This is a genomic window from Hymenobacter psoromatis, from assembly GCA_001596155.1.
Classification (GTDB): domain Bacteria; phylum Bacteroidota; class Bacteroidia; order Cytophagales; family Hymenobacteraceae; genus Hymenobacter.
The window spans coordinates 5073191-5096832 of record CP014771.1; the positions used below are offsets into that span (position 1 = coordinate 5073191).

The window sequence follows — 23642 nt, forward strand, 5'->3', positions numbered from 1 at the left end:
AGAGGGGTAGGGCGCACTGGCTTAGAAGCCGATGTTCACTCCGGCCAGGAACACGCGGGACTGCGGGTAGATGCCGCGGTCCACCCCGAGGCTGTTGCCGTTGTTGCCCAGCTCCGGGTCAAAGCCCGTGTACTTGGTGATGGTGGCCAGGTTCTGGGAGGTCACGTAAACGCGGATGCGCTTGCCTTGCAGGGCGCTGGTAAGCTCCTTGGGCAGGGTGTAGCCCAGCGTCAGGAGCTTGATGCGCAGGTAGGAGCCGTTTTCAATGTAATGGCTCGAAACCCGGTTGTTCTGGTTGGGGTCATTGAACACGGCGCGGGGCACGTAGTTGCTCGTACCGGGGCCGGTCCAGCGGTCCAGGGCAATGGTGCCCGCGTTGGTGGCCGCCGACAGGCCGCCGCCTTCCAGGTAGTAGCGGTTCAGGTTGTACACGTCGTTGCCCTGCGAACCCTGAATGAAGATGTTCAGGTCAAAACCCTTGTAGCCCAGCGTATTGTTGAGGCCGTAAGTGAATTTCGGGTTCGGATTGCCGATAAACGCGCGGTCTCGGTCGTCCACGACCCCGTCGCCATTCAGGTCCCGGAACTTGATGTCGCCGGGGGCCGTGCCCGAGGTCTGGTAGAAGCCGTTCGGCGAATTCTTATTGAGCGTAGCCAGCTCGTCGGCGGTCTGGATGACCCCGTCGGCCACGTAGCCGTAGAACGAGCCGAAGGGCACGCCCTTATCATAGCGCGTCACGTTCGACCCGCCCCGGATACCCTGCCCGTTGAAGGGCGCGCCCGTGCCCAGGCTGGTAATCAGGCTGCGGTAGGCCGACAGGTTCAGGGTCGTGGACCAGGTGAAGCCGTTGTCCGGGCTGATGAAGTTATTGGTCGTTATTGACAAGTCAATGCCCCGGTTGCGCGCCGCCAGGGCGTTGGTGGCAATCGGGTCGCTGGTGCCCGACACGTAGGAAACCGGCACGTTCACTAGCAGGTTGGGCGAGGTGCGGGTGTAGAGGTCCAGCGAGCCGGTGAGGCGATTTTGCAGAAAGCCCACGTCCACGCCCACGTTGTATTGCTCGTTGTTTTCCCAACGCAGGTTGTTGTTAGGCAACCGGGTCGGCACGCCGCCCTGGGCCACGTTCTGGCTGCCCGTGCCCAGCACGTAGCCCAGCGTGGGGTCAGCGTTGATGGTGGCCACGTAGCCGAAGGTGCCCGCGTTGAGCGGGTTGCCCACCTTGCCGTAGCCGGCCCGCAGCTTCAGGTTGCTGATGACCGTGCTGCTCTTGAGAAATTCTTCCTCCGAGAGGCGCCAGCCCGCCGACAGGCCGGGGAAGAAGCCGTACTGATTGCCGGGCGCGAAAGCCGACGAGCCATCGAAGCGGGCCGTGGCCGAGAGCAGATACTTGCCCGCGAACTCGTAATTTACGCGGCCAAAAAAGCTTTGCAGGCGGCTCTGGCTGTTGCCGCCGTAGTTCGTTACCTGAGCGTTAATCGGCCCGCGGTCCAGAATCGTCAGCGTGTTGTTGGTGTAGCCCGTGCGGCTGCCGCCCAGGTAAAACCCGTCGAATTGCTGCGCCGACTGCCCCACCAGGGCCGTCAGGGAGTGCTTGCCACCGAACACGTTGCTGTACGTGAGCGTGTTCTCAATCAGGTAGCTGGGGTTGTAGTTGTTGCCGCTGCTCGCCGACGAGTTCTGGGTCGTGTACTTGGCCGAGCCCGGAATGAAGGGGTAGTACTGGTCATTCTGACTGAATTGCAGGTCGGCCCCGATGTTGGTGCGCACCCGCAGGTTTTTGAGCAGCGTCAGCTCGGCGTAGAATGTCGTCGTTACCCGGTTGAAGTTCGTATGGTTAATAGGCCGCCGGGCGGCCGTCACCGCGTTTTCCTCCCCAAAATTGTCGTTCGGCAGGCTCCCGAATTCATAGTAGCTGCCATCGGCGTTGTAAACCGGCCGGAACGGCGGGTCCTGCAAGGCCAGCTGAATGGGGCCGCCAATCTCATTATTGCCCGCGATGGCATTCCCGGCCAGCGGCTGGTCCTCCTGGTGGCTCAGCGAGAGGTTGTTACCAATTTTCAGCGCCTTATTCAGCTGAATCTCGCCGTTGGTGCGCAGCGTGAAGCGCTGGGAGGTCGAGCCGATGATGGTGCCGTTCTGCTGAAAATAACCCGCACTCACGGCGTAGCGGGCCTTTTCGCTGCCCCCATTCGCACTCACGGAATAGCTCTGGATGCGGGCTGGCCGGAAAAGCTCGCTTATCCAGTTGGTGGTGGGTAGGGCCGCGATTTTATCCGGCGTGTTAAACAGCGGGTTCAGCTGCGTGGGGTCTCCGATGTTATTGACCGCAGTTTCTGCATTGTAGTTGTTGCGGGCCTCGTTATTGAGCACCGCGTACTGCTGCGAGTTGAGCAGCGAGGGCTCGCGCCATACCCGCTGCACGCCCACGTAGGCATCCACGTTGATGTTGGAAGTGCCCGCCTTGCCGTGCTTGGTCGTAATGAGTACTACCCCGTTGGCGGCCCGCACTCCGTAGATGGCGGTGGCCGAGGCATCCTTCAGCACGTCAATCGTCTCAATATCATTGGGGTTGATGTTATTGATTTCCGTGCCGGTTGAGTTGCCGTACTGGTCCGTCGCGGCGGGCAGCGGAAAGCCGTCCACCACGTACAGCGGCGAGTTGTTGCCGGCCGAGGTGATGCCCCGCACCCGGATGGACGTGCCGCCCTGCCCGCCCGGCGCGCCCGAGTTAGACACCACCGTTACGCCCGCGGCGCGGCCCTGCAAAGCTTGCGCCGGGTCGGCCACTGGCTGCGCGGCAATCTCGCGGCCCGACACCGAGGCCACGGCCCCGGTCACGCTCTGGCGCTCCTGGGTGCCGTAGCCCACCACCACAATCTCGCTCAGCGCCTGCGCGTTTTCTTGCAGCGTCACCGCCAGGTTGTCGTTGGGCCCGGTAATGGCTACCTCCTTGCCGGTGTAGCCTACGGTGCTGAATGCCAGCGTGCCGCCTTCCGGCACGCTGATGGTAAACTTACCATTGGCATCGGTCGAGGTGCCAATGTTGGTGCCCTTCACCAGCACCGTCACGCCGGGCAGGCCGTCGCCGTTGGCCTGCGTCACGCGGCCCGACACGGGCACGTTGGCCAGCTTCTGCTTGCTCAGCACGATGCGGTTTTTGCGCACCTCATACTGAATTTTGCGCGGAGCCAGCAGCTCGTCAAGCACCTGCGTCAGGGGCCGGTCGGCCACCTTGAGCGTCACCCGGCGGCTGGCCCCAATGAGGTTGGGGCTGTACACGAACCGCACGTGGAGCTGCTGCTCCAGTTGGGCAAGTACCGACTCAATGGTCTGGTAATCAGCCCGCATGCTTATTTTCTGGTCCAGCACAATCTGCGTCTTGACCGAAGCATGCGACGCGGCCACTCCACTGAGGGGGTAGGCCAGGCAGAGGTGAAGCGCGAGCACCCCGGTGGGGCGCCAGTAGCTTCTTTGAGGGGGTAGGCTATTTTTCATTCGCCGGAATTGTTTGGGGTGGGAAAAGAAAAGGAAGACCAGCGCGCGGGGCGGCCACGCGGCAGGCGTAATGCCCGGCTGCCGTTTGCAAGGCCGGGCGAAGCAAGCGAAAAAGAAGGGGGTAGGCTACTAAACGCCGGCTTTGCAGCCGCGGCTTTCAAATAATATCTCGGCATTGTCGGCCAGCTTATAGCTGGCATCCAGCGCCTCGCAGAGCGTATCCAGCTGCTCAAAGAGCGGCTCATCCTCAAAGCTTATCGTGATGGTGCAGTCGTGCAGCGCAGCCAGGTCGTAGCGGATGTGCACGCCGTAGGCGCGTTCCAGAGCCGTGAGCACTTCGGCCACCGGGCGGTTATGAAAGTCAAGCGGCTCGGCCGTAAGCACCGCTGGCTCCGGCACCAGGTTTTTGGCCAGCCCCTGGTTAGCGTCCGAATAGGTGGTCTGCTGATTAGGCAGTAGCAGCACGCCGGCCGTGGCCGGGTGAATGGGGGTAGCGGCCAAGTCGGCCCCCTGGCGGCGCTGCACGGCTACGCGGCCCTCGCTCACGGCCACCCGCGCCTCCTGCCCGGCGTAGGCCGTGACCAGGAAAGCCGTGCCGAGCACGGTCGTAATCAGCTTATCCGTATAGACCAGGAAGGGATGCGCCGGGTCCTTCGTCACCTGAAAATACGCCTGACCCTCCAGGTACACCTCGCGGCGGCGGCCCGCCAGGCCCGGCAGGTAGCGCAGGCTGCTGCGCGGAAACAGCCGGACCCGGCTGCCATCGGCCAGGCGCAGGGCCGTGGGCCGCGCGCCCGTATTCGTGTGCTGCTCCCAGCGCGGGGCAGCCTGCGCGGCGGTGCCGGCCGGCTGCTGGCGGGGCAGCCACCAGCTGAGCGCGCCCGCGCCCAGCGTGAGCAGGGCGGCGGCGGCCCAGCGCAGGGCCGGCCCCCGCCACGCCGCGGGCCACAGAGGCCGCACCACGGCGGCCGGGGCCATCGTGTCGGGTTTAGCCGTGCGGGCCGCAATGCGCTGCCACATGGCCGTGCGGGTCATCTCGTGCAGGTGGGGGGGTAGGGGCCGGTGCCCGGCGCGGCCCAGCTGCGCGCTCCACTGCTCCACCAGATGCTGCTCGCCGGGGCCGCTTTCCCCGTCGAGGTAGCGCTGAAGCATGGCATCGAATTCGGCTTGGGTCATCATGGAGCGGGGCGTCTAAAAGGAAAGACGCGCAACCACCAGCTACCCCTAAAAGCCAGACTTATTTTTTTGAAAATAAAGCAACTTTTTTTTCAAAAAAACGTGCGGCCCAACCCAAGACGCTACTGGGGCAGCAAAAATATGAGCGCCAGCACCACGAAATCACGTAAATGGCCGCGCAGTAGCCGCATGGCTTTGGTGAGGTGATATTCCACGGCCTTGGAAGACAAGTTGAGCCGCAGCGAGATTTCGCGCACCGAAAAATGCTCCAGCCGGCTCAGCTCAAACACCTCGCGCGATTGCTCGGGCAGGCGCAGCAGGGCCTTGGCGTAGGCTTCGGACAAGTCGGCGGCGGCCAGGGCGTGCTCGGTTTCCTGGGTGGCTTCGGCCTGCGTCCAGCGGCAGTAGTCGGCGTAGGCCGTGCGCACTTTGTGGTTACGCAAGTAGCTGATAATACGCCGGTTAATCGCAGTTAGCAGGTAAGGTTCCAGCTGCTCGATGGCCTGCTCGCGGCGCTTCTGCCACAGCGTAGCGAATAAGTCCTGCACCAGTTCTTCGGCCGTTTCCCTGGCTTTCAGCTTGCGGTAGGCCAGGGCAAACATGCGGTACCAGTGCCGCTCGTAAATTTCGGCGAAGGCGGCGCGGTCGTCGGCGAGCAGCGCGGTTAGCAGCGCCTCGTCGGACCAGGAATTGTACGCACGTAACGTTGGCGAACTCACGAGATTAGGAAAGGAGAATAGGAATGGAAACCTAGCGCGAAGTATGGTAAATGTACTAGGATATGTTGGTAAAGCAACAGGGGTCTGCGAGCAAGTGAATGATTGGGTGCAGCCACGATGAGGAAGCAGAGTCAATGAAAAAAATTATAGCATAAATGCTTTTCCTGCTTAAGTTTGGTGAGTAGAAACTTGTTGTTATACTTCCTATTGCCCCTCTTTATCAGGATAACGCCTGGCTGAGTGCGGCAGGGGCAATGTCGCCACGCTATAGCCGCTTACTAAGCTACGCCTTATTACATTGCCATGTTATTTGGGCCGCCAACTGCCCGCGACCTTTGGCTCTGGTGCCGCGTTCGCCGCCTGGGCCACTGGTTTTTCTCACGCGCTTATTTCTTATTCCCACCCACTTCCTAGTAATAGCTTCATGGACAAGAACACGTATGACGCCATCGTCATTGGCTCAGGTATTTCGGGTGGCTGGGCCGCCAAGGAATTGACCGAGAAAGGATTGAAAACGATTATGCTGGAGCGCGGGCGCAACATCGAGCATATCAAGGATTATGTCAACGCCAACAAGGCACCCTGGGAGCTGCCCCACCGCGGCGGCCGCACCCAGCAGATGATTGCCGACTACCCGGTGCTGGGGCGTGACTACACCCTCAACGAGAGCAACCTCTCGTATTGGGTAAATGAGAAGGAGAGCCCCTACGTGGAGGTGAAGCCGTTTGACTGGTTTCGGGGCTACCACGTGGGCGGCCGCTCGCTGATGTGGGGCCGGCAGAGCTACCGCTGGAGCGACTACGACTTTGGGGCCAACCTCAAAGATGGCGTGGCCGTGGACTGGCCCATTCGCTATAAGGACCTGGCGCCCTGGTATAGCCACGTGGAGAAGTTCGCGGGCATCAGCGGCAACCGCGATGGCCTGGCGCAGCTGCCCGACGGCGACTTTATGCCGCCCATGAACATGAACGTGGTGGAAAAGGACGTGGCCGCCCGCATCAAAAAGCAGTTTCCGAACCGGCACATGGTCATTGGCCGTACGGCCAACATCACGCAGCCGCTGCAAAGCCGCATCAGCTGCCAATACCGCAATAAATGCTGGCTGGGCTGCCCGTTTGGGGCGTATTTCAGCACGCAGTCCTCGACGCTGCCCGCGGCCGTGGCCACCGGCAACCTCACGCTGCGGCCGTTTTCCATCGTCACCAAAATCCTGTATGACAAGGATACCAAGCGGGCGAAGGGGGTAGAGGTGCTCGACGCCGAAACCAACCAGACGGTCGAGTACTACGCCAAGGTTATTTTCCTCAATGCCTCGACCCTGAACTCGGCCTGGGTGCTGATGAACTCGGCCACCGACGTGTGGCCCGAGGGCCTGGGCAGCAGCAGCGGCGAGCTGGGCCACAACCTGATGGACCACCATTTTCGGGTGGGCGCGCACGGCGACGCCGAGGGCTACGACGATAAATACGTGTATGGCCGCCGGGCCAACGGCATCTACGTGCCACGCTTCCGCAACCTGTTTGGTGATAAGCGCGACTATATTCGCGGGTTTGGCTACCAGGGCAGCGCCGGCCGCGAAGGCTGGAGCCGCGAGATTCCGGAGATGAACATCGGCGGCGAGTTCAAGGACGCGCTCACCGAGCCGGGCAAGTGGACGATGGGCCTCACCGGCTTTGGCGAAACGCTACCCTACCACGACAACCGCACGTTCCTGGACAAGACCAAGAAGGATAAGTGGGGCCTGCCGGTGCTGGCGATGGACGCCGTAATTCGCGACAACGAGCAGAAAATGCGCATCGACATGATGAACGATGCCCAGGAAATGCTGGAAAAGGCGGGTTTGAAGAACGTGAAGACCTATAATAACGGCTACGCGATGGGCGGCGGCATCCACGAGATGGGCACCGCCCGCATGGGTAGGGACCCCAAAACGTCGGTGCTCAACGCCCACAATCAGGTCTGGGACGCGCCCAACGTATATGTGACCGACGGCGCGGCCATGACCTCAGCCGCCTGCCAAAACCCCTCGCTGACCTACATGGCCCTCACGGCCCGCGCCGTGGACCACGCCGTGGGCGAGCTCAAGAAGCAAAACATCTAACCTGTTAACTCCCACCTGTATGAATCGCCGCGATGCCCTCGCCCGCGTGGCCGTCCTGATGGGCGGCTCCGTGATTGGCGCCGAATTTTTCCTCACCAGCTGCTCCTCGCCGGCCAGCACCAGTTCAAAGGCTGGGGAAACTGCCGCCAAATTTACCCTCAACCCGACCCAATTAAGTATGCTCGATGAGGTGGGCGACACCATCCTGCCGGCCACCAAAACGCCGGGCGCGAAAGCGGCCAAAATCGGCAGCTTTATGCTCGTGATGGTGCGCGACTGCTACAAGCCTGCCGACCAGCAAATCTTCCTCACCGGCCTCACCAAGCTCGACGAGGCCAGCCAGAAACAAATCGGCAAAGCTTTCATGGCCGCCGACCCCGCCCAGCGCACGGCCGTGCTCACCAAACTCGACGCCGAGCAAAAGGAATTCACCAAAAACCAGCGCAAAGACGACCCCGGCCACTACTTCCGTATGATGAAGGAGCTGACGCTGCTCGGCTATTTCACCTCCGAGGTGGGCGCCACGCAGGCCCTGCGCTACCTGCCCGTGCCCGGCCGCTACGACGGCGACGTGCCTTATAAGAAGGGTGACCGCGCCTGGGCCACCAGTTGAGCGATAAAACATAGTTCCTAAAGAACGTTATGCTCATCTGGCGTTCACTTGTCGAAGCATCTCGCTCGCAGCACTAAACCAATCGTTTAACGATGCGAGCGAGATGCTTCGGCAAGCTCAGCATGACGTTCTTTTATCCCTTTCCCTACCCCCCTCCTTCCCGCCCATGACGCCCGCCATCCGCTTCAAGCTGTCCCTGATGATGTTCCTGGAGTTTTTCATCTGGGGCGCGTGGTTCGTGACGCTGGGCACCTATCTGCTGAAAAACCTGCACACCAGCGGCACCCAGGTGGGCGTGGCATTCCTCACGCAGTCCATCGGGGCCATTGTGGCACCGTTCATCATTGGGCTGATTGCCGACCGGTTTTTTTCGGCCCAGAAGATTCTGGGCGTGCTGCATTTGGTGGGCGCGGTGCTGCTGTGGCGCGCCGCCGGGGCTGCCAGTTTCGACAGCTTCTACCCCAGCATCTTGCTTTATATGATAGTGTACATGCCCACGCTGGCGCTGGTCAACTCTATCTCGTTCAGGCAGATGAAGAACCCGGAGAAGGAGTTCGCGCCCATCCGGGTTTTGGGCACGCTGGGCTGGATTGTGGCTGGCCTCACCATTGGCTGGCTCAACTGGGAGCAGGGTGGGCAGCTGGGCCTCACGTTTCGGATGGCGGCGGGCGCGTCGCTGCTGCTCGGGCTGTTCAGCTTTCTGCTGCCGCCTACCCCCCCCGTCCGGCGCGAAGGCCCCATTACCATCGGCGAGGTGCTGGGCCTCGAAGCCATTGGCTTGCTGAAGAATCGCTCGTACCTGATTTTTTTCCTGGCTTCGATTGCCATCTGCGTGCCGCTATCGTTCTACTACGGCTTCACCAACGCGTTTCTCAACGAGGTGGGCATGAAGAGCGCGGCTGGCGTGCAGACGCTGGGCCAGGTGTCGGAAGTGCTGTTCATGCTGCTCATTCCGGTGTTTTTCGTGCGGCTGGGCGTCAAGAAAATGCTGGCCATCGGCATGTTGGCCTGGGTAATTCGCTACCTGTTCTTTGCCTACGGCAACGGCGACTCGGCTTACTGGATGCTGATTGTGGGCATCGTGCTGCACGGCGTCTGCTACGATTTCTTCTTCGTAACGGGCCAGATTTACACCGATAACCTGGCCGGCGAGCAGTCCAAAAGCGCCGCCCAGGGCTTCATTACGCTGGCTACGTATGGGGTAGGGATGCTCATCGGCTCGCTGCTGGCGGGTCGGGTAGTGGACGCGCATAAAATCGCCGGCGACCTGCACGACTGGCGCGCCATCTGGCTGATTCCGGCGGCCATCGCGGCGGCGGTGCTGCTCGTGTTTATGGTGCTGTTCCGCGACCGCAACGCGCCGGTTACCACTGCCGACCTCACCTACGCAGAAACTACGGCCCGCCTCGAAGTATAAGTTCCAGTAATGTATTAAATGTGGAGAATGTGAAAGTGTATTAGGATGTAATAAGTTGATAATCCGGGTTTTTGTCCTCTATATTTTCACCTTCCTTATATTCAACCCATTACCTGGTTTTTTAATCCTCTGAACTAGCGCATGAAACTACGACTGGCCATGATTGGGGGCGGGCCGGGTGCCTTTATCGGGGCCGTGCATCGCATCGCGGCAGCCCTCGATAGCCTGTATGAGCTCACGGCCGGCGCTTTTAGCAGCGACCCTACCAAGTCGCGGGCCGCCGGCGAGCTCTTGGGCCTGGCACCCGACCGCGTGTATGGCTCTTACCGGGAGCTCATTGCGCGGGAAACGGCGCGCCCCGCCGCTGAGCGTGTGCAGGTAATTGCCATCGTGACGCCCAACCACCTGCACTTCGAGCCCGCCCGCCTGGCTTTGGAAAATGGCTTCGACGTCATCCTGGACAAGCCCATGACGTTCTCGCTGGCCGAGGCCAAGCAGCTGCAAACCGTGGCCGAAGCCAGCGGCCGGCTGCTGTGCCTCACCCACACCTACACTGGCTACCCGATGGTGAAACAGGCTCGTGAAATGCTGGCCAACAATACGTTGGGTCCAATTCGCAAGGCTTACGTGGAGTATCCGCAGGGCTGGCTGAGCCGGCCCGAGGAGGGCACCGACAACAAGCAGGCCGCCTGGCGCACCGACCCGGCCCGCAGCGGCATAGCCGGCGCGATGGGCGACATTGGCACCCACGCTTTCAACCTGCTCGAATACGTGACCGGCCTGGAGGTCGTGAGGCTTTGCGCCGACATCAATACCGTGGTGCCCGGCCGCCGCCTCGATGATGATGGCGCGGTGCTGCTCAAGCTCAGCAATGGCGCTAGTGCGGTGCTGATAGCCACGCAAATAGCGGCGGGGGAGGAGAACAACGTCAAAATCCGGGTTTACGGCGACCAGGGCGGGCTGGAGTGGCAACAGGTCGATGCTAACACCTTGCAGGTGAAGTGGCTGGATAGGCCGGCCGAAATCTGGCGCGCGGGCACGGGCTACGTGGGCGCGGCGGCGCGGCACAACGCCCGCACGCCCGCCGGCCACCCCGAGGGCTACCTCGAAGCCTTCGCCAACCTCTACCGCAACTTCGCGCTGTGCGTGCTGGCGCGCAACGCTGGCACCCTACCCCCCCCCGAAGCCCGCGACTACCCCAGCATAAAAGAAGGCGTGCGCGGCATGGCCTTCATCGAAAGCGTTATCGCCTCGGGCCACTCCACGCAAAAGTGGACCGAGTTCACCGTCTGATTTTTGCCCCATGACTACCATCCAAGGCCCCGCCGTTTTTATCGCCCAGTTTATCGGCGACCACGCGCCGTTCAATAGCCTGGATGGCATTTGTGCCTGGGCCAAAGACCTGGGCTTCAAGGGTATTCAGCTGCCTACGCTTGATAAGCGCTTCATTGACTTGCAGCTGGCCGCCGAAAGCCAGACCTACGCCGACGAGCTAACGGGCAAAGTGCGGGCTGCCGGCCTGGAAATCACGGAGTTATCGACCCACTTGCAGGGCCAGCTGGTGGCCGTGAACCCGGCTTATGATAAGCTGTTCGACGGCTTTGCGCCCGAAGCGGTGCGCAACAACCCGCTGGCGCGCCAGCAATGGGCCACCCAGCAGCTCATTTACGCGGCCAAGGCCTCGCGCCGGCTGGGCCTGCGGGCGCACGCCACGTTTAGTGGCGCGCTACTCTGGCCAATGGTTTATCCCTGGCCCCAGCGCCCGGCAGGCCTGGTTGAGGAAGGCTTCGCGGAGCTGGGCCGCCGTTGGCTGCCCATTCTGGATGAGTTTGATAATGAAGGTATTGACCTGTGCTACGAGATTCATGCCGGTGAAGACCTGCATGATGGCATCAGCTACGAGATGTTCCTGACGGAGGTCAACGACCACCCGCGCGCCTGCCTGCTCTACGACCCCTCGCACTTCGTGCTACAATGCCTTGACTACCTCGATTATATCGACATCTACCACGAGCGCATCAGGATGTTTCACGTCAAGGATGCCGAGTTTAACCCCACTGGCCGGCAGGGTGTGTACGGCGGCTACCAAAGCTGGCTGAACCGCGCCGGCCGCTTCCGCTCGCTGGGCGATGGGCAGGTCGATTTCAAGGCTATTTTCAGTAAAATGGCGCAGTACGATTTCCCCGGCTGGGCCGTGCTGGAGTGGGAATGCGCCATCAAAAACTCGGAAGATGGTGCCCGCGAAGGCGCGCATTTTATCAAAGACCACATTATCCGCGTCACCGACAAAGCCTTCGACGACTTTGCCGCCGCCGCCACCGATGCCAATTTCAACCGCGCCCTGCTAGGGCTGTAATCTTCTCTTTCTCATGAAAAAAGCCGTCCTCTTCCTCAGCGCCTGCGCGCTGCTTACCGCCTGCGACTCGGGCTACAAACCCGATGGCGCCGACACGGCCCGCACCAACGACAAGCCGGGCACCGCCGCCGCCGCACTAAACAGCGATAGCCTGGCCGACAAGCGCCTGAGCGACGTGAACGCGCACATGCAGGTCGATACTAACGCCATGAAAATCGGCACCGCCCACACCGGCGGCCTAACGTCGGCGGGCGCTAAGCTGATTGCGGGCTCCGACTGCCTGGGCTGCCACAAGGAAGACGTGAAGCTGGTGGGCCCCGCCTACATTGCCGTAGCCGAAAAATATCCCGATACCGACGCCAACATTGCCATGCTCGCCAACCGGGTAATTACGGGGGGTAAGGGCCACTGGGGCGACATCCCGATGTCGGCCCACCCCGCGCTGTCGCTGAGCGACGCCAAGGAAATGACCCGGTATATCCTGAGCCTGAAATAAGCAGCGAGTAGCGCGAACTTTCCAGTTCGTGCGCGAGCGCCAGCGAGCAGGCGGCACCGCGCGGCGCGAACGACGATGCTCGCTGCGCTCGCGCACGAACTGGAAAGTTCGCGCTACTCGCTGCTTATCAGCTAGCTGCGCGCGTATTTCTTTTGCCCTACCCCCCCTCCTATACCGCCATGCCCGCGCTCCCCACCCGCCGAACGATGCTCAAGAATGTGCTGGCTGGCACGGCCGCAGTGGGGGTAGCGGGCGCGCTAAAAGCGACTGCGGCCGCCCCTGCCATGATGCCAACTCCCGCGCTGAAAAACAACATCAAGCAGTCGGTGTGCCGCTGGTGCTACCAGGATTTATCGCTGGAACAGCTCTGTGTTGCCGCCGAGGAAATGGGCCTCAAGGGGATTGACCTGGTGGGGCCGAAGGAGTGGCCGACGCTGAAGAAGCACGGCCTCGACTCGCCCATGTGCAACGGTGCCGAAATCAACCTGACCGACGGCTTCAACGACCCGCGCTTTCATGCGCAGCTGCAAAAGCAGTATGCCGAGATGATTCCGCTGGTGGGCCAGGCCGGCTACACCAACCTGATTTGCTTTAGTGGCAGCCGCCGGGGCATGAGCGACGAAACCGGCTGGGCCAACTGCGTGCAGGGCATCACGCCGCTGCTGGCGCTGGCCGCCCAGCATCGAGTAGTGCTCGTGATGGAGCTGCTAAATAGCAAAATCGACCACAAAGACTACCAGTGCGACCGCACCTCGTGGGGCGTGGCGCTGGCCAAAAAGCTGGCCTCCGAGCACTTCAAGCTGCTTTTTGACATCTACCACATGCAGATTGATGAGGGCGACATCATTCGCAATATCACCGATTTTCACCCCTACCTCGCGCACTACCACACGGCCGGCGTGCCGGGCCGCCACGAGCTCGACGACACGCAGGAGCTGAACTACCCGGCCATTATGCGGGCCATCAAAGCCACGGGCTTCACGGGCTACGTGGCCCAGGAGTTTATTCCGCGCCAAGCCGATAAACTGGCCTCGCTGCGCCAGGCCGTGCAGCTCTGCGACGTGTGAGCCGTAGCGCGAACTTTCCGGTTCGCGGGCGAGCATAGCGAGCATCGGCGTTCGCGTGGTGCCGCCTGCTCGCTGCGCTCACGCGCGAACTTTCCAGTTCGCGCTACTAAATTAATACACTTTAACTCATTCAACACCATGAAAACCTGGTTGATACTTGCGGCCGCCTTGGCCGGCGGCGGGGGGGTAGCGCACGCGCAGCAGGCCGGTAAGCCCGAAGACACCGAAGTGTGGGAGCCCGTGCCCAAGGTGGTGACGCCCGGCAAAACCAGCGGCGAAGCTCCATCGGATGCGCTCATCCTCTTCAATGGTAAAAACCTGGACCAGTGGGTGATGACCAAGGACCACGCCCCCGCCCAGTGGACGGTGAAGGACAATATCCTGACGGTGAACAAGGCCACCGGTAACATCGAAACCAAGCGCTCCTTCGGCAGCTACCAGCTGCACCTGGAGTGGCGTATTCCGGCCAACATCACGGGCACTGGGCAGGCGCGCGGCAACAGCGGCGTGTTTTTGGCGTCGCTCGGCGAGGGCGACCTGGGTTATGAGTTGCAGATTCTGGATGCGTATAACAACAAAACGTACGTCAACGGCATGGCGGGCAGCATCTACAAGCAGTTTGCGCCGCTGGTGAACCCCGCCCGCCCGCCCGGCGAGTGGCAAACCTACGATGTGGTCTGGACCGCCCCCACCTTTGACGCGAGCGGCGCGATGGCCACGCCGGCCCGCGTCACGGTGCTGTTCAACGGCGTGCTGGTGCAGCACAATACGGCCCTGCTCGGCCCCACGCAGTATATCGGCAAGCCCTCGTATAAGCAGCACGGCCCGGCGCCCATCAAGCTGCAAGCCCACGGCGACAAAAGCGAGCCGCTGAGCTTCCGCAACATCTGGATTCGCGAAGTGCCGATGACCGGGCAGGAGGCCAAATAACAAATTGTTAAAATATAAGCGCCGCCGAAAAACCCTGGTGTTGGGGTCTTCGGCGGCGCTTTTGTATGCCAGCGAGGGTAGCCGGTGTTAGCTAAGTACTCGTGCAGAAGTAAACGGGTATAAAAAGAACGTCATTCCGAGCTTGCCGAGGAATCTCCTCGGGCCGTTCGGGCTTCGTTCAACGACGCCCGCGAGATTCCTCGGCAAGCTCGGAAGGACGTTCTTTTTACTCAGCTACTTTTGACTGACTGCTTAATAATTTAGTAAAATAAATATATTAAAAATATTTATTTTACCTCTACGTTGGTGGCCTGCCGTGCCGTAAGGTGCCAGGTGTTGGCTTGGTGCACCCACACATCGGTATAGCGGCGGGTCACGGTTTTGCCAGCGTTGCTGGTATTTTTTTGGGGCCGAACTACCTCGCGGCCCATCGCCACCGCCAGATTGCCGCTGCTGGTTATTCTCTCAATAATGCGGTCAAACGACACATAGTCAATCTTAACGCCCCGAATCAACGCTATAATCTGGGGCTTGGTCACGATGCGGCCATCCGGATTGTTAACCACGAAGTCGTTGGCCCACAAGCGCTTCAGGGTAGTAGTGTAGCCGGTCGTAATGGCGTGCCGCTCCAGCTGCTCCAGCTTCGTGATTTCGGCGGCTACTGCTTGCTGGCCGTGAGCAGCCAGCTGAGCCCCCAGGCTACAGGTGCCCAGAAAGAAAAGGATAGGGGCAAGTTGCATGAACTACGGCTTAATGGGTTGAATGTGCGAACCAGCTATACCAGGTTTTTCCTGATGTAAGTCATGCTTTGGGTAACGCTATCGAAGGGCGAGCCGGGGGTAGTGTCCTGCTCCACGAAGAAATATTTCATGCCGGCCTCGTTGGCGTGGGCAAATATTTTCTTGAAGTCGATGGTGCCGTTGCCCACCTCCGTGAACGAGTGGGGCGCGTCCTTAGCCATGTCTTTGACGTGCCAGAGCGGGAAGCGGCCGGGGTATTGCTTGAACAGCGCCAGCGGGTCCTGGCCGGCTTTGGTGACCCAATACAGGTCCAACTCCATCTTCACCAGGTCTTTATCGGTGCTGTTGAGTAAAATATCGTAGGGCCGCTTGCCGCCGGCCTGGGCCGGAAACTCGAAGTCGTGGTTGTGGTAACAGAGCTGGATGCCCGCTTTTTTGCAGCGCTCACCGGCTTTGTTAAGCTCTTCAGCAATTTTTTGGTAGTGGTCGAGGCCGCCGCGCTCGGCCTCCGAAAGGTAGGCACACACCATATATTTGACGCCCACGGCGGCGGCATCGTCCACGGCGCGGTCCCACTCGTGCAGGATGGTGCCCGCCACGGGCGCGCCGTTCAGCTGCTCCTCGCCCAGGCGGTGGTGGCTGCTGGGCATTATCAGACCGTGTTGCTTGAGCAGGGCCGCGAAAACGGGCGGCGTCATGCCATAAAACTTCTGGCTGCCCGTGTAAGTAGCGCCTTCCACTGAGTTGTAGCCGATTTTGGCGAGCCGAGCCAGGGTGCCGGCCGGGTCTTTTCCCATTGCCTCGCGCACCGTATAAAGCTGAATTCCAATGTAATGCTTGTCATAGGCCAGCAGCGAAGGGGCGACCAGCAGGCCCGCTGAAAGCAGCGCCGCCGACGTTAGAAATTCTCTTCTCGAAGTCATAATACAAGTAAACAAAGGGTGGGAAAAGTGGAAAAGCCCTGAGCCGGCAACTCGTGCCGAAAGCGCACTGCAAGATAACAGCTTAACGCAGTTGATGGGCAAAACTGCTACCAGGTTTCTACCCCCCTTGATGGTCAGCGCGGTGGGGGTAGGGTAGGGGAAAAGACAAAGCCTGTGTCGGTTGGGGCGACCACGTTGGTTGGGTCGGTTTCGCGGCGGCCTTCGCCCTGGCCCCAGGCTTTATCTTTGGAATTCGTAAGCCTTTTGCGGAGGGATAGGGAGTTAAGTATCAAGCAAGTGAGAATTTTTTTAGTCTTTTATGCGCTGCTATTCGCGACGGCCTTCGGTGCCGCGGCGCGCACTACCGATGAGCTATTGGCCGAGCTGACGCGGGCCCTGAACAACAAGCCCACTTATTTCAAGCAGCGGGCCGACCGCATTGCTACCCTCACGCGGCAGTTTAACGACCGCCGGGCCGACAACGCCACCCGGTTTGCCGTGGGCCTGCGCATCTACCAGGAATACAAGTCGTTTAAGTATGACTCGGCCTTTGCCTACAGCCAGCGGCTGCTGCGGCTGGCCACCAGCCTGAAAAGCCCCGAAAAGATAGAGCTTTCCAAGCTCAACCTAGCCTTTATCAACGTGTCGTCGGGCATGTTCAAGGAGGCGTTCGATATGCTGGAAAGCATTGACCCTACCCCCCTCGATTCGGCCAATCGAGTGGAATTATACTTCACTAAAGCGCGTGCTTACAGTGACTTAGCCGATTTTAATTCCAGTGCCTATTTCCTGCCCATCTATACGGCCAAGGCCATCGCCTACAGCGACACCGCCTTGCGGTATTGCCGGCCCAACTCGTACACCGCCTTGTCGGTGCAAGGCTTTAGATACTTGAAAATCAGGAATATACCGGCGAGCAAGCGGGTCTATGAGCGCATTCTGAGCCTGCCCGGCCTCACGTTGCACCAGGTGGCCGTGAACGCCAGCACGGCGGCCTACGTGGCGGAGCTTTCCGGCGAGTCGGAGGAGGAATTTCGCCTGCTTATCCAGGCCGCGCTGGCCGATGTGGAGTCGGCCACCACCGAAACGCTGGCGCTGTTCAAGCTCTCGGACCTGTGCTACCGCCAGGGCGACCTGAAAAACGCCTACACATTCATTAAAAATGCCCGCGAAGACGCCGCGTTCTACAACGCCCGGCTGCGCCAGATTCAGATTGGTGGTATCTTCTCGGTCATTGAGGGCCAGCGGATTAGCATCATTGAGCGGCAGCGCAAAACGCTGGGAGTTTATTCGCTGGCCACGACCGTGCTGATTCTGCTAGTAATCGCTTTCGCTACCGTGATTTTCCGGCAGCTCCGCCGGCTGCAACGGGCTGAGGCGACCATTTCGGCCATCAATGAGACGCTGCAAAGCAATAACGAGCACCTGAGCCAGCTCAATCAGCAGTTCCACGACGCCAACCACAAGCTCAACGAGGCCAACCACAAGCTCAACGAGGCCAACGTTATCAAAGACGAATACATTGGCTACTACTTCAACATCACGTCGGAGTACATCGACCGCGTGGAGGGCTTCAAGAACGCGCTGGAAAGGTCGCTGGCTAACAAGCAGTACGCCAGCACGCAGCGCATTGTCGATGGCATCAATATCAAGAAAGAGCGCAACGACCTGTTTAAAGGCTTCGATTCGGTGTTTCTAAAGCTTTTTCCACATTTCGTGGCTGACTTCAATGCCCTGCTCAAGGAAGAAGATAACATACACCTAACTGAGGACCAGCTACTAACGGCTGAATTGCGGATTTTCGCGCTCATTCGGCTCGGTATCGACGACAGCGAACGCATCAGCAAGATACTGGGCTACACCATCAGCACGGTTTACACTTACAAGGCGCGCACCAAAAAGAAGTCGCGCTACCCCAGCGAGGAGTTTGAAGGGCGCGTGCGGGCCATTCAGGCCACTTAACCAGTTTAGGATTTTTCGGAGTAAGCGCCTTGGGTGGCCGCTAGCAACAGGTTGCCTTGGTGGTGGAGAGCCCAAGCGCTAAGTAGGGGTAGGGGAGGCAAGTTCAGCCTGACAGAGCCGGCTGCCAGCCATGCGGGCCAGCGGCTGAATAGCCGCGGGTAAGTGAGGCCTGGCACGGTGGCTGTTACCAAATGGCTGAGGTAGCTGCCATGATTGCCCGCCTGCCCGCGAGGGGGTAGGGGAGCCATTAACCAGCAGAAGTCAGCTTGGCAGACTTCTCAATCAGCACCCGGTAATTACAGGACGCGTTACCCAGCCAAGCCGTTTCGGGGCTTCTCCAGTCCATGTTTTATTTGGGGAGCAAGTATGATTAGGCCAAAGATGAGTGGTTATTCAACAGGGGCAAACTGAGGGGTAGGGAAGAGGAGTGCAGCACGATATAAAGGCTAGATTAGCCGACTTTCGGGTAGAATTGACCTTGATTTTGCAACCCAAGTGTCTGAAGTAATCAGCTGTATTTCAAAAAAATAACTTTAGGTAACGAGTATTTTTTCTTGATATGGCTTTGACGAATTTTAGTTGATTGAGAGGGACAATTCCTTTGTTCTATCCAACCCGCTTCTTAGGGCTGGGTTTGATTACGCTTGCCGTAGCTTTGGCTAGGCAAGCAGGCTGTTTTCATCACCTAATTTCCCACCCATGCCGGTACTCCTACCGCTTTTGCCGACTAGTCGGCGCCTCGCTGGTGCGCTCTTTTTGGCTACTCTGGGCCTCAGCCCAATCTACGCTGCCTTCGCTGCGCCGGGGCTTGCTGCCTCAGCAACTACCTTCGCAACGATTGCCTTGCCTGGTGGTCTGCCCGCTGCCCTACCCCCCGCTGGCCGGTCGGTGCCGGTCGTAGCCGATGGCACCATCGGCGGCCGGATAGTGGATAACAAGGGCCAGGGCCTGCCGGGCGTGACGGTCATTGTAGAGGGCACGACCCTAGGTGGCAGCACCAACGCCGATGGTACTTTTTCCATTCAGCGGGTGCCGGCTGGGCCGCACACGCTGGTCATCTCCTTTGTGGGTTACACCACCGAGCGCCGCCAGATAACGAGCGTGGCCGGGCAGGACGCGACGCTGAACGTGCAGCTGGCCGAAAACGCCACCGCCCTTAACGAAGCGGTGGTAGTGGGCTACGGCACCACCCGCCGCCAGGATGTGACTGGCTCGGTAACTACTGTGACCGCCAAGGACTTCGTGCAGGGCCAGGTTACTTCTGCCGACCAGCTCATTCAGGGCAAAGTGGCGGGGGTGCAGATAACGACCGGAGGCGGTGACCCTGGGGCGCTCAGCACTATTCGCATTCGGGGCGGCTCGTCGCTGAACGCCAGCAACGACCCGCTCATCGTTATCGACGGCGTGCCGGTTGATAACCAGGGAATTAGTGGCGCGGGCAACCCGCTGTCGCTGGTCAACCCCAATGATATTGAGAGCTTTACGGTGCTCAAGGATGCGTCGGCCACGGCCATTTACGGCTCACGGGCGTCGAACGGCGTCATCATTATTACCACCAAGAAAGGGGTGGCTGGCGAGAAGATGCGCGTGAACGTCAGCTCGCAGGTGTCGCGGGCTAACAATTATGGCAAAGTGAGCGTGCTGAGCGCCGATGCCTACCGCACGCTGATGACTCAGGCCATCGCGGCCGGTACTATTCCGGCCGGCAACGCGGCCTACCTGGGCACGGCCAATACCGACTGGCAGGACGCCATTTACCAAACGGCCTGGACCACGGACAATAACGTGAGCCTTACGGGTAGTGCCAAGAACATGCCCTACCGGGTTTCAGTTGGCTACCTCAACCAGCAGGGTACGTTGCGCACCGGCGACCTGCGCCGCAATTCAGTTTCGGTTGGCTTGTCGCCCAGCTTGTGGGATAACCACCTGCGTATCAACATCAACGTAAAAGGCACCTGGACCGATAACCGCTTCGCCGACCAGGGTGCTATTGGCGGCGCGGTGCGCTTCAACCCCACGCAGCCCATTTACAGCGGCAACAGCAAGTTCAACGGCTACTTTGAGTGGCTTGACCCGGCCAACGGCACCAATCCCTACCCCCTCACCGACCGCAACCCGGTGGCTTTGCTCAACGACAAGCGCGACCGCAGCACGGTGAAGCGCAGCATCGGCAACATCCAGCTGGACTACAAGCTGCACTTTCTGCCCGACCTGCACGCCAACGTTAACTTGGGCTACGACGTGTCGCGCAGCGCGGGCACGGTCTCGATTCCGGCCACGTCGTCGATTGCGTACAACATTCAGGGTCAGGATAACCAGTATCGGCAGGAGAAGGACAACAAGCTGCTTGAAACCTACTTCAACTATACCAAGCAGATAGGCGACCACCACTTGGAGGCGCTGGCCGGTTATTCGTACCAGGATTTCTTCACTTACAGCCCGTTCTACTTCCCGCTTACGGCCGCCGACACCCGGCTTGACCCCACCGCCCCAGCCCAAAATCCGTATAAAACTCAATATACGCTGTTGTCTTTCTATGGCCGCCTGAACTACAATTTCAAGCAGCGCTACCTGTTCACGGGCACTTTCCGGCGCGATGCCTCGTCGCACTTCAGCCCTTCTAACCGCTGGGGCAACTTCCCGGCGGCCTCGGTGGCCTGGCGCATCAACCAGGAGGCCTTTTTGGCTGACTCGCGCACCGTGTCGGAGTTGAAGCTGCGAGCCAGCTATGGCATTACGGGTCAGCAGGACATCACCGGCGTGGCCGGCGACTATCCCTACTTGGCTAAGTATGGCATCGGGTCGGGTCAGGTGCGCCAGATTTTTGGCAAGGACACGGTGTACACCTACCGGCCGGCCGCCTACGACCAGAACCTGAAGTGGGAACAGACCACGACCTACGACGTGGGTCTGGACTACGGCTTCTTTCAGAATCGCCTTACCGGCACCATCGACGTGTACCTGCGCAAGACGGATGACCTACTGGCCGTTATTCCGGTGCCGGCGGGTAGCAACTTGTCCAACACGCTGCTGACTAACATCGGCAGCCTCGAAAACAAGGGGGTAGAGTTTGCCTTGAACTACAACCTAGTGCAGAGCGAGCGCCTGAACTGGTCGGTGAATTTCAACGCGACCATGAACCGCAGCAAGATTACCAAGCTCACGCAGGTGCAGGACCCTACCTACCTGGGCACGCCCACCGGCGACTTGGGTAACTTCCAGTTCGCGCAGATAAACGCGGTGGGCTATGCGCCCAACACCTTCTTCCTGTACCAGCAGAAGTATGAGAATGGCAAGCCGCTGCAAGGTCCCACGGCTAGCCCTACCCCCGCCCAGTATGTGGACCAGAACGGCGACGGCATTATCAACGAGCGCGACAAGGTGTATGGCAAGAACCCCGCGCCCAAAGCCATCCTGGGCTTCAGCTCCAACCTAAGCTACGGCCACGTTAGCATGGCCTTCACGGTGCGTTCCAATATCGGTAACTACGTGTACAACAACGTGAACGCGGGCCAGGGTAACTACTACGGCCTGAATACGGGCCTGCAATACTCGGCCAACGTAGTGCCCAACATCTACTCTACCGGCTTCAAGACCGGCCAGCCCTATAGCGACTACTATTTGGAGAATGCCTCCTTCGTACGCCTGCAAAACGTGACCATCGGCTACGATTTTGGCAGCCTGTTGCGGCAGGGCACCAACGCGCGTCTCACGCTGGCTGGCCAAAACCTGCTGGTGTTGACCAAGTACTCGGGCCTCGACCCCGAGCGCGCCTTCGGCATCGACAGCAATTTTTACCCCTTGCCCCGCACGATTACGCTGGGCCTCAACGTTGGCTTTTAATCACCTCTTCGCTACTTCTATATGAATTCCCACTCCCTATTTCGCCGCGGTGGTCTGAAGCTGGCCGCCGCCACGCTGCTGCTCACCGGCGGCCTGTCGGCCTGTACCAAAGACCTCGACCGTTCGCCTTTTTATGACCTCAACACCGAATCGGTGTACAGCGACCCGGCCAACTATGTTAAAGTCTTGGCCAAGCTCTACGCGGGCTTCAACCTGAGTGGCCAGGGCACCACGGGCTCGCCTGATGTGTTTGCCGGCGCGGGCAAGGACGAGGGCGAAACCTCCTACTTGCGTGCCTACTGGTATTTGCAGGAACTGACCACCGACGAGGCCGTGGTGGCCTGGAACAGCGGCCCGCTGCAAGAGCTGAACACGGGCACCTGGTCGTCGAGCAACGACTTGATTAACAACAACTACACGCGTATTTTTTACGAAGTGGCGGCCTGCAATGAGTTTATCCGCGAAACGACCGACGACAAGCTGAGCAGCCGCAACATCACGGGGGCCGATGCCGACGCCGCCCACCTCGATCGCGCCGAAGCCCGCTTTCTGCGCGCCCTGGCCTACTACCACGCCCTGGACATGTATGCCAACGTGCCCTTCGTGACCGAGGCCGACGCGCCCAGCAAGGCCCTGCCCAAGCAAACAACCCGCGCCGCGCTCTTCACCTACATCGAGAGCGAGCTGAAAGCCATTGAGCCGCTGCTGAAAGCCGCCCGCCAGGGTCCCTACGGCCGCGCCGACCAGGGCGCCGCCCAAACGCTGCTGGCCAAGCTCTACCTGAACGCAGAAGTGTACACGGGCACCGCCCGCTATACCGACTGCCTCACCTACTGCAACAAAATTCTGGGCGAAGGCTACAAGCTGGCCCCTGAGTACCGGCTCTTGTTTTTGGCCGATAACAACGTGACGGCAGCCTCGGAAATTATCTTTCCCATTGAAAGCGATGGGCTGGTATCGCAGTGCTACGGCGGCACTACCTACCTGGTACACGCCGCTATCGGCGGCAGTATGGTAGGGAGCAACTACGGCGTCAGCAGCGGCTGGGCCGGCAACCGCACCCGCAAAAACCTGCCGCTGCTGTTCCCTGCCCCCGCCACTGGCACCGATAGCCGGGCCATGTTCTTTCAGCCGGGACAAAGTCTGGAAATCAGCGATTTGACCCAATTTAACCAGGGCTACGGCGTGACCAAGTGGAAGAACGTGACCTCGACCGGCGCGGCGGGGCACGACCCCACCGGCACATTCGTGGACACTGACTTCCCGCTGTTCCGACTCGCCGACGTGTACCTGATGTACGCCGAGTCTGTGTTGCGCGGCGGCGCGGGCGGCACCCAGACCCAGGCCCTAGCCTACGTGAACGCCCTGCGCGACCGCGCCTACAACAACCCCGCCGGTGGCACCAACGGCCACATCACGGCCGCCGACCTCACCAGCCCCGACTTCATCCTGGCAGAGCGGGGCCGCGAGATGTACTGGGAAGGCACCCGCCGCACCGACCTCGTGCGCTTCGGCCACTTCACCAACGCTACCTACCTCTGGCCCTGGAAAGGGGGGGTAGCGGCCGGCAAGGCCGTGGCCGACACGCGTAACATCTACCCGCTGCCTTCGACCGATGTGGTGGCTAATCCCACGTTAATACAAAACCCTGGTTATTAGATTTTTGCGTAGCGCTAATGCTAGCCCGAACCTTGGTGCCTGGTGCGAAAAAACGGAGAAAGCGGGTGGGGAAAACCGCGCGGTTGGGGACTGCCGCGCGGCACCAGTGAACCCGGCTTTTCGGTAAATCCAGGCACCAAACAGG

Annotated in this window: 16 protein-coding genes; 11 read left to right on the top strand and 5 right to left on the bottom strand. The window is 60.2% G+C overall.

What is annotated here, in order from left to right:
* Positions 1–21: 21 nt before the first annotated feature.
* From A0257_21550 to A0257_21560, 3 genes are all read right to left on the bottom strand, one after another.
* On the bottom strand, positions 22–3495 hold the full coding sequence (locus A0257_21550) for a hypothetical protein (GenBank protein AMR29425.1): 3474 nt from the start codon (positions 3493–3495) through the stop codon (positions 22–24).
* A gap of 129 nt (positions 3496–3624) precedes the next feature.
* Entirely contained in the window at positions 3625–4671 is a 1047-nt protein-coding gene (locus tag A0257_21555) for a hypothetical protein (GenBank protein ID AMR29426.1), read from the bottom strand.
* A gap of 122 nt (positions 4672–4793) precedes the next feature.
* Positions 4794–5390 carry a hypothetical protein gene (locus A0257_21560; GenBank protein ID AMR29427.1) on the bottom strand — a complete coding sequence of 199 codons (597 nt, stop codon included), beginning with the start codon at positions 5388–5390 and terminating at the stop codon, positions 4794–4796.
* 424 nt (positions 5391–5814) lie between these two features.
* On the opposite strand from A0257_21560, the gene A0257_21565 reads away from it, so the two are divergent.
* The 8 genes from A0257_21565 (at position 5815) to A0257_21600 (ending at position 14370) form a co-directional block, all read left to right on the top strand.
* A complete protein-coding gene (locus tag A0257_21565) occupies positions 5815–7491 on the top strand; it encodes a GMC family oxidoreductase (protein ID AMR29428.1) in 1677 nt (558 codons plus the stop codon).
* A 19-nt stretch (positions 7492–7510) separates the two neighbouring features.
* Positions 7511–8104, top strand: coding sequence for a twin-arginine translocation pathway signal protein (locus A0257_21570; protein ID AMR29429.1), 594 nt, complete (start codon positions 7511–7513; stop codon positions 8102–8104).
* A 166-nt stretch (positions 8105–8270) separates the two neighbouring features.
* Positions 8271–9521, top strand: a complete 1251-nt coding sequence (locus tag A0257_21575; protein ID AMR29430.1) for an MFS transporter — start codon at positions 8271–8273, stop codon at positions 9519–9521.
* Positions 9522–9662: 141 nt separating this feature from the next.
* Positions 9663–10814: an oxidoreductase gene (locus A0257_21580; GenBank protein ID AMR29431.1), complete on the top strand. Its 1152-nt coding sequence runs from the start codon at positions 9663–9665 to the stop codon at positions 10812–10814.
* 10 nt (positions 10815–10824) lie between these two features.
* Positions 10825–11877 carry an AP endonuclease gene (locus A0257_21585; protein AMR29432.1) on the top strand — a complete coding sequence of 351 codons (1053 nt, stop codon included), beginning with the start codon at positions 10825–10827 and terminating at the stop codon, positions 11875–11877.
* Positions 11878–12064: 187 nt separating this feature from the next.
* The gene (locus A0257_21590; protein ID AMR29897.1) at positions 12065–12373 is read left to right on the top strand and encodes a hypothetical protein; all 309 of its coding nucleotides are present in this window, start codon (positions 12065–12067) and stop codon (positions 12371–12373) included.
* Between the two features lie 179 nt (positions 12374–12552).
* Entirely contained in the window at positions 12553–13440 is an 888-nt protein-coding gene (locus tag A0257_21595) for a hydroxypyruvate isomerase (GenBank protein AMR29898.1), read from the top strand.
* 138 nt (positions 13441–13578) lie between these two features.
* Positions 13579–14370 (top strand): hypothetical protein, encoded by a 792-nt coding sequence (locus tag A0257_21600; protein ID AMR29433.1) that lies wholly within the window; start codon positions 13579–13581, stop codon positions 14368–14370.
* A 287-nt stretch (positions 14371–14657) separates the two neighbouring features.
* Here A0257_21600 and A0257_21605 read toward each other — a convergent pair whose 3' ends face one another.
* Both A0257_21605 and A0257_21610 read right to left on the bottom strand, forming a co-directional pair.
* Complete coding sequence (locus tag A0257_21605; GenBank protein AMR29434.1) at positions 14658–15110, bottom strand: hypothetical protein; 453 nt, start codon at positions 15108–15110, stop codon at positions 14658–14660.
* Positions 15111–15145: 35 nt separating this feature from the next.
* Complete coding sequence (locus A0257_21610; protein ID AMR29435.1) at positions 15146–16033, bottom strand: xylose isomerase; 888 nt, start codon at positions 16031–16033, stop codon at positions 15146–15148.
* Between the two features lie 297 nt (positions 16034–16330).
* Here A0257_21610 and A0257_21615 point away from each other — a divergent pair, with 297 nt between their 5' ends.
* The 3 genes from A0257_21615 to A0257_21625 all read left to right on the top strand — a co-directional run bounded on the left by A0257_21615 (position 16331) and on the right by A0257_21625 (position 23497).
* Positions 16331–17995, top strand: a complete 1665-nt coding sequence (locus A0257_21615; GenBank protein AMR29436.1) for a hypothetical protein — start codon at positions 16331–16333, stop codon at positions 17993–17995.
* Between the two features lie 765 nt (positions 17996–18760).
* Positions 18761–21838 (top strand): SusC/RagA family protein, encoded by a 3078-nt coding sequence (locus tag A0257_21620; GenBank protein ID AMR29899.1) that lies wholly within the window; start codon positions 18761–18763, stop codon positions 21836–21838.
* A gap of 54 nt (positions 21839–21892) precedes the next feature.
* Positions 21893–23497: a hypothetical protein gene (locus tag A0257_21625; GenBank protein ID AMR29900.1), complete on the top strand. Its 1605-nt coding sequence runs from the start codon at positions 21893–21895 to the stop codon at positions 23495–23497.
* The last annotated feature ends 145 nt before the right edge of the window (positions 23498–23642 follow it).